Source organism: Pseudomonas brenneri, from assembly GCF_007858285.1.
GTDB lineage: Bacteria > Pseudomonadota > Gammaproteobacteria > Pseudomonadales > Pseudomonadaceae > Aquipseudomonas > Aquipseudomonas brenneri.
This window is the reverse complement of sequence record NZ_VFIL01000002.1, coordinates 281914-299127: the sequence shown is the minus strand read 5'-3', so window position 1 is coordinate 299127 and position 17214 is coordinate 281914. Positions and strand designations below refer to the sequence as shown.

Genomic DNA, 17214 nt, shown 5'->3' with positions numbered 1-17214 from the left:
TGTGGGAGCGGGCTTGCTCGCGATAGCGATAGATCAGTCAATAGATTCGGCGACTGATACACCGCTATCGCGAGCAAGCCCGCTCCCACATTAGTCTTGCGCTATCTTCAAGTACCTATTCCAGGAGGAACCCATGACCCAAGCCGACTACATCATCATCGGCGGCGGCATTGCCGGTGCCTCCGCCGGTTACTGGCTGTCCCGACACGCCCGCGTCATCGTGCTGGAGCGTGAGTCCATGCCGGGCTATCACTCCACCGGACGCTCGGCCGCCCTGTACATCGCCGCCTACGGCACCCCGCAAGTGCGCGCCCTGACCCTGGGCAGCCGCGAATTCTTCGATCATCCGCCCACAGGTTTTACCGAGCATCCATTGCTCATGCCCCGTGGCGAAGTCCTCGTGGATTTTATCGGCGACCCCGACGAGCTGCAGCGCCAGTACCTGAGCGCCAAGGCCCTGGTCCCGCCAACCCGCCTGCTTAGTCTCGAAGAAACCCTGGCGATGCTGCCCATCCTGCGCCGGGAGAAAGTCTACGGCGCGATCTATGACCCGACGGTTTGTGATATCGACACCGACGCGCTCTATCAGGGCTATTTGCGTGGTATTCGGCGCAACGGTGGCGTGATCCACACTAGCAGCGAAGTGCAAAAGCTCAACCGTGACGATCAAGGCCTGTGGCAAGTGCGCACCTCGCAGCAACGCTTTTGTGCGCCGGTCATTATCAATGCGGCCGGTGCCTGGGCCGATCATATTGGCGAACTGGCCGGTGCGCAGAAAATCGGCCTGCAACCCAAGCGTCGCAGCGCCTTTGTGTTCGCCCCGCCTGCCGGGCTGGATATTCATGACTGGCCAGAGCTGGCCGCCCTCGACGGCTCGTTCTACATGAAGCCTGACGCAGGCATGTTCCTCGGCTCACCGGCCAATGCCGACCCAGTGGAACCTCACGACGTACAGCCCGAAGAGCTGGATATCGCCACGGGCATCTATCACATTGAAGAGGCCACGACCCTGACCATCCGCCGTCCGGCCCGGACCTGGGCCGGGTTGCGCAGTTTTGTCAGCGATGGTGATCTGGTCTGCGGTTTTGATCCGCAGGTGGAGGGGTTGTTCTGGGTGGCGGCTCAGGGTGGCTATGGGATTCAGACCTCACCGGCGATGGGCCAGGCCAGTGCGGCGCTGGTACGTGGGTTGGGGTTGCCCGAGTGCTTGCAACAAGCAGGTTTGAGCGAGGCGATGCTGTCACCCAGGCGTTTTAGTTGAGCGGGAGCATGACGCAAACCCATTGGCGCCATGCTCCCGCTCCTGCCTCATCGGTTACCCTTAAAACAATTCCCCCAGGATCGGTTGGCGAATACGTGTCGCCTCGTCTCTGAATGCCTGGTAATAGCTGGCACTGCTGCTCGGCATATCGGTCAAACGGCTGCCCGTCGCTTGTGGCTGGGGCTGAGTCGAGAAACTTGATGGATCCGCCTCAGGAGCCGGAGTTGCGGGTGCCGTTTTACTTCTGGCTTCTATTGCCCGGCCAAAGTTGGTGGTTCGCAATGCAAAACGGGTGACACCGTAAATCTTGCTGAACGTGGTGATTCCCTGTTTATCGGTGAACTTATAGCTCAAACCCACCATGCGCTTACCTGCTGCCAGAATGCCACTCCCTACCGGGGTATCAAAAAAACCGGGGTACTTGATAAAATCCTTGGCCGCCCCGGCTTTGGCTGCTGCGTTAAAGGCCAGGCTTGCCGACGTGTAAGCCCCTGCCAGACTGACAGACCATGAAGCAATAGAAAATCCGAATGAAGCCCATCCCAGGTTATTGATGTGGCGCGAGCGGTCCCAGCCCATCTTCCTGTCGACCTCAGCGATGCTCAGCGCCGCAGTACCCAGTGTCCCCCCAACAACACCCAACCCCGAAGCGGTAGCCAGCGCGAGCTTGGAGGCAAGAACTATCATTGCCGTAGTAAGCGCTGCTTTCGCAGTAGCAGCGGCAGCAGCCGTAGCTACCGCGGCCGCAGTTGCCGCCGCCGTATACGCCGCCGCTGCGGCTATAACCCCCGGAACGGCGAACCCTAGAGTCACTATCGACAGCGCCAATGCCGCCCCGGTCAACGCCCACTTCAACCAATTCGGCCACAACCCACTGGGGTCGATCAGGTTGATCGGGTTGCCCGCACAGTAGGCATAACCGTTGATTCCCCCCTCATCAAATGGGCTTAGTGGGTCAGCTTGCAGAAACATCATCAAGTCAGGATCGTAGGCACGCTGGCCATTGCCCAGGAAGTAGAGATTGCTCGCAACATCCAGTCGCTGACCATTGAACGCCGGTAGTTGCAGGTCAGCCATGGTACGGACCTTACCGTCATCCAGAGGTATCTGCGCGTCGCCATAAGGCGTGTAATGGCGCCGCACATGAGCCCGCCCCGGGGCCGATACGCCGCGCACACTGCCTGCGGCATCATTGACATGCAGTTGCGGCCCATCCACGCCACCACTGCGCGCCATCACCTGATCCCTACCGTCGAAGTAGCGGATCTTTTTGCTCCCCTCAACCAGAACATCCAGGCGATCACCAGAGTACGCCAGCATCACAGGCGCCTCGTTGCCTCTGGAGGCGCTTACCTGGCGAGACTCGGCATCGTACTGGTAGCTGTACTTGAGGGGGCCGGCCTGTACTGCGGTCAGTTGATCAAAACCATTGTACGTATAGACCTGGCCTGAAGGCGCCGTCTTCACGTTGCCCGCCGCATCATAGGCCAGGGTGAAATCCTGCACCGGCCGGGTATGAGTCACCCGGGTCAGTTGGGTTGGGTCGGTGCCCGTGAAATAGCGCACGCAGGTGTCTTGCGTGCCATCGGCAAAGGTGGTCACCACCCGGGTGATGTTGTTGAGGCTGTCAAAGCTGAAATCCTGCCCGACGATGCCACGCCCCTGGTGATCCTTAGGATGTTCAAGACCTTCGCAACGGTACGTCTTCAACCGCAAGTAGGCGTCATAGGTGAATGTCTCACCGATCACTACACGTGAACTCGCATCCCGAAGAACGCGTGTCGCCAGCATGCTGTTGCCGTGATAGGTACTGGTCATCGTCTGCAACAACGCACCATTCTGCTCAAAGCGGCGCTCGGCTTCACGCCCCAGTGTGTCATAAGACACCCTGGTGACGACCTTCAGACTGTCGTAGGTGGTGGTCAGGGTCTGCGGCCGGCTAAACGTGTCGTAACTCTGTTCAATGGCCATGGCGCCGGCGGTCATTTTTGAAAAGCGCCCACGGGTGTCGTATACAAACTGGCTTTGCTGGCCATCGGCAGCGGCTTGATTTTGCAGGCGCCCACCGGAGGAGTAACCATACGTTGCAGTCAACGCCGTGCCATTGGCGGTTTGAACGTCTTTCTCCAGATACCCGCTCGCATTGTGAAACACCTCATGGACCAGGCTATTGGTCTCCGAGCGAGCCAGTGCAGCAGTAACCGGGTCATGTCGGTAGTGACTGATCGGTAGCCCTGTCATTTCGATCTTAGTCGGTACATCCAGCTCTTTGTCATAAGTCAGGGTCTGACGGCCACCACCAGGGGAGTTCATGGCGATAGGTTCCATCCAACCCGCTTCGTACTCCCAGGTCGTGGCTTGCCCTGTCCCGCGTACCTGGCTGGTCATTCGGCCCAGGCTATCGTAAGTACGGGCGCCCAACCGCTTGCCATCGATAGTGAGTGCACTGACCATTTCTCCACTGGTGCCTGGGACGTAGTCTGTTTTACGTGACCGTTGTGGGGTCCCATCTACCGGTTTTTGCGTGGCCGTCAGTTGGCGGTCGTACGGGTCATAAGTAAATTCGGTGAGGTTTTTGCTGACATCCCGTACTGACAGGCAACGCCCCAAGCCATCGTAGGTACGCGACTCCACTTCAACGCTGTTATTGGCCGTGTCGAGACGCTCCACCTTTACCGGCTGATTATGCCCATTGAAAGACGTCCGCAGACGCTCGCCGCCTTCAATGCCCTCCAGCTTGATATTGAGCTGCGGATCGTATTCATCAATCACCACAGAGCCATCGGCACGGGTCACACGACTGGCATTGCCCCAACGACTGTAGGAGTAGGTGCTTTTGAGCAAGCGTTGCCCGTCGGTCAGGTAATCGAAATTAACCACTTCCTTGATTTGCCCAAGCGCGTCATACAGCCAGGTCCCTGCAGCACGCTCCTGGTCCCCGGTCAACAGTTGAGCTTCGGCGACCTGACGCCCCAGGCCATCGTAGTAAGTGATTGAGCGGTTGCCTTGGGCATCGGTAGTGATCAGGTGAGCACGTTTGGTCGGCGTCGCAAAATGGTAGGCATAACGCCGCGCCGCTTGCTGCGGCTTGCCGGGGGATGCCGTTTCCGACGTCAACCGGCCACTGACATCGAACGCCAGGGCCAAGGTGCTGCCACCGTCTCGCGTCATCGACAATATACGACGGTTGACCAGTGAGAGCGTGCGCGCCGACTCCAGCCATTGCCCTTCACGCCCCTTGAGGCGGCGGGTTTCGGAAAGTGTATCGCCGGTAATGGTGTAACTGAAATCGCTGACCAACGACTGCCCGCCAATGGTGCTGGTGGTGCTCTTCAGCCGGCCGGCCAGCGCGACAGGTGTGTCGTAGTAAGTTTGTTGCATGCTGAACACACCGGCCTGGTTGCTCGACTGCTGCACGACAAAATAACTGTCGCCGGTTAGTGGCATGCGAGTGTGGGTGTACTCGGTGAGCCGGGCAGCAGGCGTACCTCCAACCGGGATGAGGCGCTCTTGCTTCACGTAACGCTGGAACAGGTTATGAGGATCGGCCGGGCATTTGCCGCTCTCGCCAGTGATCGGGTAATAGCTGTATTCGGTGCGAACTCCGGAAGCGTCAGTGCGGCTTAGTTCGTTGCCGTAGTCGTCGGTCTCGATACTCTCAATCACCGTCCTTGTTGGGTTAGCGGCCAGTACATATTGTTTGGTGATGGTTTTCGGAAGGTGGAGATTGGCCGGCTGCGCCGGAAAGAGCCCAGGTTTAGTGTTATAGGCAATGCTCGTCGTGGTCAACGTCCCCTCGCGCAGGACTCGCTCTTCGATCAGTAAGTGAAACTTGTTGTAGGTGGTACGGGTAGTACTTAGCACCGCATCATTGTTTTCCGAGTCTAGGTATTTTTCTTCTGTCCAATAGTCATAGGCACTGCCAACCAGATACAAATTGTCTTCGCCTTCACGAAAACCGCCGGCATAAGGGAACCCTGTAAAGTTAAGACCTGGGCTGTACCCATAAGTCCGGGTGATACGAGGCTGATTACTACCCGGAGTCAGCGTCCAACTGGACACTCGGGGGATGAACTGGTTATTTGCATATTGATGACCATTTTCTGTGTAGTTGATTTTCTCCTCCCCTCCCATAGGCAGCTGCATCCGATCGATCGCAACCAGGCCGTTACGAAACGGATCCCTGTACACAATATTATAGGCAGCTGTCCCGGGCGCGCCATTACGGTCATACGGAGCGGTGACCGCAGTGAGGCGGCCGTTAGACTGCGTAAACAACATACGCGCATAACGGCCGCCATCAACCCGGGCATCAGCCATTTGTAAGCGCCCACTCCCGTAAGTCAGTACCAGTAATTCTTCCTGCTTGTGATTGAGGATACGTTCCAGAGCCCCACTCTCGGAATAACGAAAGCTTAAGGTCTCACCGTTTTCGAATTTTATAGAAGTGATCCGATAAGGGAGGGTACTGTTGGTGCGCTGCAAAACTTCGATCGTGCCATCTTTATAAATCACATAGAGCGTACTTTCATCCGGGCGCTTCACCACCAGATCTTGGAGCTTTCGATCCTTGATAATCATCGTCCCTTTGACCGAGGGCATGCCTTGCGTCTGAAATTGCTCACCACTGAGTAAAGTAAGTTTTGAGGTAGCAAGATCAAACTCTGTGTTGCTCAATCGCCAGCCTTTTCCATAAAGCGAGCTCTCGGGACCGAGCATTGAGAATGACAAAGCAATACTGCGATTGACCTCAAGAGCTCCTTGAGGGGACAACTGCGCCAAGTTGATTTGACAACCGTATTGACCAGTACGCGGATCGACCGACCCACTTAAGTATGAACTGAAATTAAAAGCATTGGAGTAAACATTCATGACATGCTCCCTACACTAATAAAACCCAAGTCAATTCTCATAATCCGCCAGCAAAATTGTATTCCAGTCTTCACGTATCACAAATGAGTGCTCACAACCATAGTTATCTATTAAGCGCCAAGGTGTTCCGGCATTTCCCTGACTGATGGGTCTTTCTGTAGAAAACCATACCGCACGCATGATTGTATTCACACGATTAAACTCAATATAGGGATTATCCCAATGACCGGGGGCGTCCCGATGAATATCATTATAACGAAGCCTCAATCCGGGTATATTCTTAGAGACAACCACCCCCACCTTTCTATAAACCCTACCCGACCTTTGGCAAAAGGATGTATGAAAATAATCCCCCTCATGACTAACTTGCAGAGGCGCATCCAGTCCTGACTGGGAGACAAACCTCAAACCCGAAGGAGGCAACCAATAATAAACATCAATATCAATCTTCCAAACCCCATCCCAAAATGGGTCATCCCTGGTCTGCCGAAGATCAGCAACTTTCACTCGATAAGGCCGCTGAGGGGAGATATGCAACCAACTATTGAAATCCGAACTTCCATCCTTGAAGTTAGTTGTATAGACCTTGCCGCCTACAACTATCTTAGCCATAAACCGTCGAGACTCAACAGAAGAGCCTGCCAACAGCCGCATATAACGATCAATGACCTCTATTGAAGCTGGTGAGTCTGCATGCCTTTGCGGGCCTTGCTCTCCTGCAGGTTCTGCACTACGTTCCCAAAGACCGATTTCATATATATTTTTATTCGTATCACACGCCCACCCTAGCGGAAGCGGCTGGTTCACATCCGCCGAATAAGCCGTCACCGTCACACTGGCTTTTTCTTCGGGGGTTAAGGGTACAGCCTCCCATCCACCATCTACCGTCTCACGCTCCACAACGACCTCAATGCTTACTTTGCACTGATGTCGGCTATTGGCATAAAGAGCGTTAGTTGAATCTTGCCCATTGGGAAGTGTGATGCGGAAAAAATGAACCTTCCTTTTCAGTGGTACGGGCACTATCGACAACCGATTGCCACTCTCATACGGCACTATCTTGAATATATGGAGTGTTCCGAAATTGTCCCGAAGCCGCCAGTTACTTTTTGAATCAAGATGCGGAAGCTCAGGTATCGTCGTTGTAAGCTTAGCTGCACACATGATGCTAGCATTTATTCGCCGAATGACCGGATTTGAGCCCGGTTCTATATCAGGAAGCTGCTGGTGGACCGTATCTAAATACCAATATAGTGCGGCTGGATTTTTGAAAACCCCTCCTTTAAATATCCCCGAAAAACCATAAGAAGTTTGAAACATCAACCCCTCATTCGGCACAAACAACGGCTCAATCAATCCATAATTATCAACAAAACGCAAACCATTTACACCACTCCAGTAGTACACATCCACATCGAGTTTATTAACCACATTAAAAGCATTATAGTCGACCGTTTCTGTAAGCTCGGTAGATAGCAACTCAGGCGGCAGGACAGGCGCAACAAAGACCGATGATTGAAAATCCGTCGGCCATTCGGAATAGCTATTGGTGACGTTTTCCCCATCCAAGATAATTGTCGCCATGAACTGCATAGGTTCGAGAGATGCATTCTCTTCAACACGTATGTATCGCTTGACAATTTCTATGCGCGGATCGGCAACAACACTTCTTGGTACTCGCTCACTTAAATCTTCCCCTGTACGATTCCAAAGCCCTGGATCGTATTTATTTTTCTCCGTATCACATATCCATCCGACCGCTTTACTCTCATCAGATGCCGTTGGTACCGGTACAATTTCTACACTCGCACGCTCACTATCAGTCAACGGAACGTTACCCCAAGTGTTAAACCGGCCGACGACCTCCTTTATAACCTCAACAACGATTTCAAGCTGATGATGCCCATTGGCATAAAGCGCATCCGTATAATCAGTACCGTCAGCAAACCTGACATTAAAATGTGCAAGTTTCATATTAGCCGATTGCCTGATCATCTCGCTCTCCCATGAATTTCTATCCGAAGAAATAATAGAAACCAGCCAAAAAGCACGCACTTTTATGCCAGATCCTTGGAAAAAGTAGATCCTAAAAATTCAAAGAAGATAACTGTCAGAATTGACAGTCAAGTAGCTCAATTCGAAATAACTTCAACAATCGTCATAACCGTAAACCACAGACGTGGCAGCTTGTTTATACAGGCACCATCGACTAATCAACAATCAGGCTTTCCAACGCCCCGCCGCCACATGATCACTGTCCCGCCCCTCAACCCACCGCGCCCCTTCACTGGTATTTTCCTTCTTCCAGAACGGCGCCCGAGTCTTCAGGTAGTCCATCACAAACGCACAAGCATCAAACGCGGCCTGGCGATGGGCACTGGCGGCTGCGACGAACACAATTGGCTCGCCGGGCTCCAGGGCGCCGATGCGGTGCAGCACTTCCAGCTTGAGCAGCGGCCAGCGCTGCTCGGCTTCGATGGCGATCTTGGCCAGGGCTTTTTCGGTCATGCCGGGGTAGTGTTCGAGGAACATGCCCGCCACGTCGAGACCGTCGTTGAAGTCGCGTACATAACCGACAAAGCTGACGACCGCGCCCACGCCGACATTGGCCGCGTGCATCGCGTTGACTTCAGCACCGGGGTCAAAAGCCTCGACCTGTACACGAATGGCCATGTTCAGCCTCCGGTCACGGGTGGGAAAAACGCGACTTCATCACCTGCCTGCAGTGGCTCGTCGAGGGCGCAGAGTTCCTGGTTGCGCGCACACATCAAGCTGGCCTCGTTGAGCACCTCAAAACCTGGATCACCTGCCAACGCCTGGCGTACGGCATCGACCGTGGCAAAGTTGCCTTCCATTTCCAGCGAGTCCAGGCCTACCGCTTCGCTGTAGCGGGCAAAAAACAGTACGTTGATACTCATGCTTGATCCGCCTTGAAATGCCCACTCTTGCCGCCGAGTTTTTCCAGCAAGCGAATGTTTTCGATGGTCATGCCCCGGTCGACCGCCTTGCACATGTCGTAGATGGTCAATGCGGCGACGCTGGCGGCGGTCAACGCTTCCATCTCCACGCCGGTCTGGCCGGAGAGCTTGCAGCGGGCGACGATGTGCACGGTATTTTCCCCTTCGGCGGCGAGTTCAACCTTGACCCCGGTCAGCATCAGCGGATGGCACAGGGGGATCAGATCACTGGTTTTTTTCGCGGCCTGGATCCCGGCGATGCGGGCCACGGCAAATACGTCGCCCTTGGGGTGGGCGCCGTCGACGATCATTTGCAGGGTCTGGGGCAGCATGCGCACCCGCGCTTCGGCCACGGCTTCACGGAACGTCACGGTTTTGTCAGTGACGTCGACCATATGGGCACGGCCCTGGGAATCGAGATGAGTCAGCACGGGGATACTCCTGATCAGAAGCCCCGATTGTAAACCCAACGCAGATCAAAATGTGGGAGCGGGCTTGCCCGCTCCCACACTGACGGCTACAGGTGGGATTCGGCGTATTCGGCCAGAATCGAGCGAGGGACGCCCTGCAAGGCGATGTGCACGCCGTTCGGGAAGTCCTTGAAGCGTTCTGTCAGGTAGGTCAGCCCGGAGCTGGTCGCGGACAGGTAAGGGGTGTCGATCTGTGCCAGGTTGCCCAGGCACACCACTTTGGAACCGGCGCCGGCACGGGTGATGATGGTTTTCATCTGGTGCGGTGTAAGGTTCTGGCACTCATCGATCAAAATCAGGCTCTGCTGGAAGCTGCGACCCCGGATGTAGTTGAGGGATTTGAACTGCAACGGCACTTTGCTGAGGATGTAGTCGACGCTGCCATGGGTGTTTTCATCATCCATGTGCAAGGCTTCGAGGTTATCGGTGATCGCCCCCAGCCACGGCTCCATTTTTTCTGCCTCGGTGCCGGGCAAAAAGCCGATTTCCTGGTCCAGGCCCTGCACGCTGCGGGTAGCGATGATGCGGCGATAGCGCTTGGTGACCATGGTCTGTTCGATGGCGGCGGCCAGGGCGAGGATGGTTTTCCCGGAACCGGCAGCACCGGTCAGGTTGACCAGGTGGATGTCCGGATCGAGCAGCGCGTACAGCGCCAGGCTCTGGTACACGTCACGCGGTTTCAGGCCCCAGGCTTCCTGGTGCAACAGGGGTTCCTGATGCAGGTCGAGGATCAGCAGCTTGTCGACCTGGATCTCTTTGATCCAGCCCACAAAACCCTGTTCGTCGATGATGAATTCGTTGATATGCACCGCCGGCAGGTTGTCGATCAGCTGTACCTGGTGCCAGGTGCGGCCATGGTCCTGGCGGGTCTCGACCTTGCTGACGCGGTCCCAGAACGAGCCGGTCATGGTGTGATAACCACGGGACAGCATCGACACGTCATCGACCAGTTGGTCGGTACTGTAGTCCTCGGCCGCGATCCCACACGCTCGTGCCTTGAGGCGCATATTGATGTCTTTGGTCACCAGCACCAGGCGCAGGTCCTTGTCGCGCGCGTGCAGGTCGATCAATTGGTTGATGATCTTGTTGTCGTTGAGGTTTTCCGGCAGCAGGCTGTTGGGCTCGCTGCGCTTGCTCATCAGGATCGACAGCAAGCCCTTGGGGTCGCCCTTGCCACGCTGGATCGGTACGCCGACTTCAACATCCTCAGGCGAAGCTTCACCCAGGGTCTTGTCGATCAGGCGGATGGCCTGGCGGCATTCGGCGGCCACGCTATGGTGCCCGCTTTTGAGCTTGTCGAGCTCCTCAAGCACGATCATGGGGATGGCGACGTGATGTTCTTCGAAATTAAGCAGCGCGTTTGGATCGTGGATCAATACGTTGGTATCAAGCACATAAAGGATTGGCTGGTCGGAAGAAGGGGTACGTCCATGATCATCCATACTCGGTCACCTTTGTGGGAGCCAGTCGACGCAATACCACAACAGTGCTGCGCCTCGATTCGACCGCCGGATACACCGCAAAGGGAGTCTGGGAAGACGCCACCTGTGGTGCAGGTTTCGGCGATCTGACTTCGTAATACCGCAAAACCCATGACAGAAAAAAGCACTTTGACGCTTTTTTGAAGTTTATTTTTCAGGATGACGAATAGCACTAGCCGAGTGCCCGATGCACCGTTAAAGTCGGAAGTCCGCCTGCATCGAAATGTCGCGGCAAATCGCCCCAGAAACCCCTCATCCCCAACAGGGCCGGGCATTTGCGTTTTTCAGCGAAACGCCTCCCGACACGCCTGCCAACCCAACCCACTTTGCGCCGTGGCCTGTAACAACAGAGGCAATGCGACCCGTGCCTTGTCCTGGGTGTCATGGAACACAATCACACCTTTGCGCCACAACAACATCAGCGTCAAAACGCGATGAGCCGACTCCTCGGCCTTGAGCGACCCAGGCTCATCCTGGGAGTCGATATCCCACAGCGCCACTTGCAGGCCCTGGGCCTGGAAGAAGCCCTGGCTGTCGGCCCGGCGCTGGCCATAGGGCGGGCGGAACAGCGGCACGTAGTTTTCCGGCAGCAGGTTCTGGGTCAGCGCGGCGCTGCGGGTGATGGAGTCCTGCCAATCGACCCAATGGCTGTGGGAACGATATTGCCAGCCCTGGATACCCACGCACTGGCCTTGATACAACGCCTGCACATCGGCGGCCGAAGTTTTCTCCAGACGTGTTTGCAGGCTGTTGCCCAGGGCAAAGAAGGTGGCCGTCATTTTCTGCTTGCGCAGGTAATCGGCCAGCCAGTCGGTATTACCGTTGACCGGCGCCGGGCCGCCGTCAAAGGTCAGCAGGAACAGCCGGTCGTTAAGCTCATCGCCATTGCGCTCGAAATCACCAAAACGCGCGACTTCGCTGCTGATCTGCGGGAACAACGCGGCCTTGCGCAGCAACTCGTCCAGGTAGCGCTGGTGAAACATGCGACTGGGGCCGGCCCAGCCTATATAGAAGGATTGGTCGCTGACTTCAAACTTGCCGGCCTGCTCGCGCAAGTCGTCCATGTTTTCCACCAGGTAGCAGAACGAGGCGTCCTGCTCGCAGCTTTGCTGGGCGAACGTGTAGTTCTCCAGCAGCCGTTGCCACAGGTGGCGACGCAGGTCATCGACAGCCCCCTGGTTGATGATCTTCAGGCCCAGGCGCTGCTTGAGCGCAGGTTCGTCCAGGGCCTCACTGACCAGCAGAGTGTTGGCGAACATCAGGATTTCGGCGCGTGACGCCACATCGAACAGCGCCGGGCTGCTGAGTTTTTCCGGCCAGGTGCCGCGGTCGAGGCTGGCGACATCCACACTGGCCGCCTGGGCGCCCAGGCACACCAGCCAGGCGCATAAGAAAAGCGCAATTCGCACAACGGGTCCCTCTGTAGGAGCGAGCTTGCTCGCGAAGAACGTCAACGATAACACTGGCATCCTGCATGCACGCTGTGCCCTGGCGTTTTTCGCGAGCAAGCTCGCTCCTACAGAAATTGCGTGGCTATTGGCTTGATAGGTGGAGTCAAACCGCCCTACCCCCTAGAATCCCCCGACGATTACAGGAGACGACTTCATGCTGATGGTGATTTCCCCCGCCAAAACCCTCGATTTCGAGACCAGGCCTGCGACCCCGCGCTTTACCCAGCCGCAATACCTTGACCACTCCCAGGAGTTGATCGAGCAGTTGCGCGAGCTGAGCCCGGCGCAAATCAGCGAGTTGATGCACGTATCCGACAAGATCGGCGGCCTCAACGCCGCACGTTTCGGCAGTTGGACGCCGGCCTTTACCCCGGCCAACGCCAAGCAGGCGCTACTGGCGTTCAAGGGAGATGTGTACACCGGCCTGAATGCCCAGACCTTCAAGGAAGCCGACTTCACCTACGCCCAGGAACACCTGCGCATGCTCTCCGGCCTGTATGGCCTGCTGCGCCCGCTGGACCTGATGATGCCGTACCGCCTGGAGATGGGCACCAAGTTGGCCAACGCCCGTGGCAAGGACCTGTACGCGTTCTGGGGCCCACAGATCAGCGAGTGGCTTAATGAAGCACTGGCCGAGCAAGGCGATGACGTGTTGCTGAACCTGGCGTCCAACGAGTACTTCTCTGCGGTCAAGCGCCCGGCCCTGAACGCGCGGATCATCAATACCGAGTTCAAGGACCTGAAAAACGGCCAGTACAAGATCATCAGCTTCTACGCCAAGAAAGCCCGCGGCATGATGAGCCGCTTCGTGATCGAAGAGCGCATCAACGACCCGGCCCAGCTCAAGCAGTTCGACGCGCAGGGTTATCGCTTCAATGCCGAGCAGTCCAAGCCGGATAACCTGGTGTTTTTGCGCGATCACGCACCGGAATAAAGCGCTGCCCGATCTAAAGAACAATGCGGATAAAAATGTGGGAGCGGGCTTGCTCGCGAAAGTGGTGGATCAGTCACCGGATAGATTGACTGAAGCACCGCTTTCGCGAGCAAGCCCGCTCCCACATTTGTCCTACATTCCTTCAGCAGAATCGTCATTATTTTGGCGTCAAAAATATTTCTTCAGATTCTCTAACGTTTCTTTCACTCGACATTCGTCAGTTTTTTTCGTAGTGGCACCACTTTTTTTAAACAGTAGTGGCATAAAACTATATCCCCGCGCCAACTCCCTATAACCACTAGCCAAATCCGCAAGTGCTATCAATATAGTACCAGTGCCATCTTTGCCAATATTTCAAGAAATTTCGAAAAACAGGATGAGCGGCCAGGAACTATGCCCCCAAGTGCCGCTCATACCACCGGTAACGATTATCTCTGCTCTTGTGCGATATGACTTACACAACGACCACCGAAAGTAGCAAAGTTGTCACATACACGTTTACTTTCGGTTCTAACAACCAACTATTTAGTTGAGGGCAGGCGATCAGGTTGCATGACCATCACCTATAAGGCCAAGGCTGAGCCTACCCAAATGGGTCAGTGAGACAACCCAAGGCACTGATAGACAAGGGCTTAATGCCCATATCACGGCTTTGCGGCACTGGCGCCAGACCTTTCTCGCTGAAGGCTGGCTGCATTTCAGGGCAAGCCCCAACAACAAGGCCAAGTTGCGCACAACTTGAGTGCATTAGTTAGTCACTCGACTTTTAACATGCCTGTACACGGGAATGCTGTGTCTATTCACGGCATAACCTTATGCATGAGTGACGCTTTAAAACATTAACTCCAGCCATCTAATGGCTCGTTAAACACAGAGGTATATGCGATGCGCATCAGTATATTTGGTTTGGGTTACGTGGGCGCAGTCTGTGCCGGTTGCCTGTCTGCACGGGGCCATGAAGTGGTCGGCGTAGACATCTCCAAGGACAAGATTGACCTGATCAACGCGGGCAAGTCGCCCATCGTTGAACCGGGCCTGGGCGAACTGTTGAGCCAGGGCATTGCCAGCGGTCGCTTGCGCGGTACCACCGACTTCGCCGAAGCCATCCGCGATACCGATCTGTCGATGATTTGCGTCGGTACACCGAGCAAGAAAAACGGCGACCTGGAACTCAACTACATCGAAGCGGTGTGCCGCGAGATCGGTTTTGTCCTGCGTGACAAGACCACCCGTCACACCATCGTGGTGCGCAGCACCGTGTTACCCGGCACCGTGGCCAACGTGGTGATCCCGATCCTCGAAGACTGCTCCGGCAAAAAAGCCGGTGTCGACTTCGGTGTAGCGGTCAACCCGGAATTCCTGCGTGAATCCACCGCCATTGCCGACTACGACCTGCCGCCGATGACCGTCATCGGTGAGTTCGACAAAGCCTCCGGCGATGTCCTGCAATCGCTGTACGAAGAACTCGATGCACCGATCATCCGCAAGGACATCGCCGTCGCCGAGATGATCAAGTACACCTGCAACGTCTGGCACGCGACCAAAGTGACCTTCGCCAACGAGATCGGCAACATCGCCAAGGCCGTGGGCGTCGATGGTCGCGAAGTGATGGAAGTGGTCTGCCAGGACAAGACCCTGAACCTGTCCCAGTACTACATGCGCCCGGGTTTTGCCTTCGGCGGCTCGTGCCTGCCAAAAGACGTGCGTGCCCTGACCTACCGCGCCGGCGCCCTGGACGTGGAAGCGCCGCTGCTCAACTCGCTGATGCGCAGCAACGAGTCCCAGGTGCAGAACGCCTTCGACATCGTCTCCAGCCACGACAAGCGCAAGGTCGCCCTGCTGGGCCTGAGCTTCAAGGCCGGCACTGATGACCTGCGCGAAAGCCCGCTGGTAGAGCTGGCGGAAATGCTCATCGGCAAGGGCTTCGACCTGAGCATTTACGACAGCAACGTCGAGTACGCCCGTGTCCACGGTGCGAACAAGGACTACATCGAAGGCAAGATCCCCCATGTGTCGTCCCTGCTCAACTCGGACTTCGACGATGTGATCAACAACAGCGACGTGATCATCCTCGGCAACCGTGACGAGAAATTCCGTGCCCTGGCGCAGAACGCCCCGCACGGCAAGCAAGTGGTCGACCTGGTGGGCTTCATGTCCAAGGCCACCAGCGTGACGGGCCGTACCGAAGGCATTTGTTGGTAACAGCAACGGCAAGTTTCGCGCTGCAGCGTTCCCATCCCCAGCGTTTGCAGCGCGAAGCCTTCTTCACCTTCGGATGACGCTTATGTCCAAGTTAAAACACGTACTACTGCAATCCGCCGGCTGGCTGTGCTTCCTGAGCCTGCTGATGGGTCTCGCCCTGCTGTTGCCAGCCAGTACGTTCGACTCCGAGTCGAAGAATTTTATTTTCCTGATTGGCGCCGTTGGTATCTGGCGCTATTCGATGGGTGCTACGCATTTCTTTCGCGGCATGCTGTTCCTCTACGTGGTCTACCCGCACCTGCGGCGCAAAGTGCGCAAGCTGGGCAAGGCGGCGGACCCGTCCCATGTGTTCCTGATGGTCACCAGTTTCCGCATCGACGCGCTGACCACCGCACAGGTCTACAGCTCGGTGATTCGCGAGGCCATCGAGTGCGGCTTCCCTACCACCGTGGTCTGCTCGCTGGTGGAAATGTCCGATGAGTTGCTGGTCAAGAGCCTCTGGGAAAAGATGAACCCGCCGGCCCACGTCAAACTGGATTTCGTGCGGATCGCCGGCACCGGCAAGCGCGATGGCCTGGCCTTCGGTTTCCGTGCGATCTCCCGCCATCTGCCGGACGAGCGCGCCGTGGTTGCAGTGATCGACGGCGACACGGTGCTGGCCGAGGGCGTGGTGCGCAAGACCGTGCCGTGGTTCCAGCTGTTCGGCAATGTCGGCGGCCTGACCACCAACGAATTCTGCGAAGTGCGCGGCGGCTACATCATGAGCGAGTGGCACAAGCTGCGCTTCGCCCAGCGTCACATCAACATGTGCTCCATGGCCCTGTCCAAGCGCGTGCTGACCATGACCGGGCGCATGTCGGTGTTCCGTGCCAGCGTAGTCACCGACCCCGGTTTTATTGCCGATGTGGAAAGCGACTCGCTGCAACACTGGCGCCTGGGCCGCTTCAAGTTCCTGACCGGCGATGACAAGTCCAGTTGGTTCAGCCTGATGCGCCTGGGCTATGACACCTTCTACGTGCCGGATGCGGCGATCAACACCGTGGAACACCCGCCGGAAAAGAGCTTTATCAAGGCCAGCCGCAAGTTGATGTTCCGCTGGTACGGCAACAACCTGCGCCAGAACTCCCGCGCCCTGGGCCTGGGCATGCAACGCCTGGGCCTGTTTACCAGCGTGGTGCTGTTCGACCAGCGCGTGTCGATGTGGACCTCCCTGCTGGGCCTGACCGTGGCAATCATCGCCACCTTCAAGTACGGCGGTGCGTTCATCCTCGCCTACCTGTTGTGGATCGGCATCACCCGCCTGATCCTGACCCTGCTGCTGTCGTGCTCCGGCCACAAGATCGGCCCCGCCTACCCGGCGATTCTCTATTACAACCAGATCATGGGCGCGCTGGTGAAGATCTACGTGTTCTTCCGCCTCGATCAACAGTCCTGGACCCGCCAGGACACCAAACTGACCCGCGATTTGGCCAGCTTTCAACGTTGGTTCAACACCTGGTCGTCTCGGACCATGACCTTCTCCGCCGGCAGCATTTTCGTCGCCGTGTTGCTGATGATGGTCTGACCCTGCCAAGCCTGAATTAACC

The 17214-nt window shown here is 56.4% G+C and carries 11 protein-coding genes; 4 read left to right on the top strand and 7 right to left on the bottom strand.

Going from position 1 to position 17214, the window contains the following annotated elements; all coding sequences use genetic code 11:
• Nucleotides 1-133 precede the first annotated feature (133 nt).
• Nucleotides 134-1261 (top strand): NAD(P)/FAD-dependent oxidoreductase, encoded by a 1128-nt coding sequence (locus tag FJD34_RS04640; RefSeq protein ID WP_090291960.1) that lies wholly within the window; start codon nt 134-136, stop codon nt 1259-1261.
• Between the two features lie 60 nt (nt 1262-1321).
• Here the strand turns inward: FJD34_RS04640 and FJD34_RS04635 are convergent, their stop codons facing one another.
• From FJD34_RS04635 to FJD34_RS04605, 7 genes are all read right to left on the bottom strand, one after another.
• Nucleotides 1322-6133: an RHS repeat domain-containing protein gene (locus FJD34_RS04635; protein ID WP_032859998.1), complete on the bottom strand. Its 4812-nt coding sequence runs from the start codon at nt 6131-6133 to the stop codon at nt 1322-1324.
• 30 nt (nt 6134-6163) lie between these two features.
• On the bottom strand, nt 6164-8188 hold the full coding sequence (locus tag FJD34_RS04630) for a hypothetical protein (RefSeq protein WP_139115732.1): 2025 nt from the start codon (nt 8186-8188) through the stop codon (nt 6164-6166).
• 165 nt (nt 8189-8353) lie between these two features.
• Complete coding sequence (gene moaE, locus FJD34_RS04625) at nt 8354-8806, bottom strand: molybdopterin synthase catalytic subunit MoaE (RefSeq protein ID WP_090291962.1); 453 nt, start codon at nt 8804-8806, stop codon at nt 8354-8356.
• 2 nt (nt 8807-8808) lie between these two features.
• Entirely contained in the window at nt 8809-9051 is a 243-nt protein-coding gene (gene moaD / locus FJD34_RS04620; protein WP_090291964.1) for a molybdopterin converting factor subunit 1, read from the bottom strand.
• Nucleotides 9048-9521, bottom strand: a complete 474-nt coding sequence (moaC, locus tag FJD34_RS04615; RefSeq protein WP_032860001.1) for a cyclic pyranopterin monophosphate synthase MoaC — start codon at nt 9519-9521, stop codon at nt 9048-9050. The genes moaD and moaC overlap by 4 nt, the downstream gene beginning before the upstream one ends.
• Nucleotides 9522-9607: 86 nt before the next feature.
• A complete protein-coding gene (locus FJD34_RS04610) occupies nt 9608-11002 on the bottom strand; it encodes a PhoH family protein (protein WP_032860002.1) in 1395 nt (464 codons plus the stop codon).
• Nucleotides 11003-11325: 323 nt separating this feature from the next.
• The gene (locus tag FJD34_RS04605; protein ID WP_090291965.1) at nt 11326-12450 is read right to left on the bottom strand and encodes a polysaccharide deacetylase family protein; all 1125 of its coding nucleotides are present in this window, start codon (nt 12448-12450) and stop codon (nt 11326-11328) included.
• 196 nt (nt 12451-12646) lie between these two features.
• Here FJD34_RS04605 and yaaA point away from each other — a divergent pair, with 196 nt between their 5' ends.
• The 3 genes from yaaA to alg8 all read left to right on the top strand — a co-directional run bounded on the left by yaaA (nt 12647) and on the right by alg8 (nt 17192).
• A complete protein-coding gene (gene yaaA, locus FJD34_RS04600; protein ID WP_090291966.1) occupies nt 12647-13426 on the top strand; it encodes a peroxide stress protein YaaA in 780 nt (259 codons plus the stop codon).
• Between the two features lie 885 nt (nt 13427-14311).
• Nucleotides 14312-15628, top strand: a complete 1317-nt coding sequence (locus FJD34_RS04595) for a nucleotide sugar dehydrogenase (RefSeq protein WP_090291968.1) — start codon at nt 14312-14314, stop codon at nt 15626-15628.
• An 82-nt stretch (nt 15629-15710) separates the two neighbouring features.
• Nucleotides 15711-17192 carry a mannuronan synthase gene (gene alg8 / locus FJD34_RS04590; protein ID WP_162237641.1) on the top strand — a complete coding sequence of 494 codons (1482 nt, stop codon included), beginning with the start codon at nt 15711-15713 and terminating at the stop codon, nt 17190-17192.
• The last annotated feature ends 22 nt before the right edge of the window (nt 17193-17214 follow it).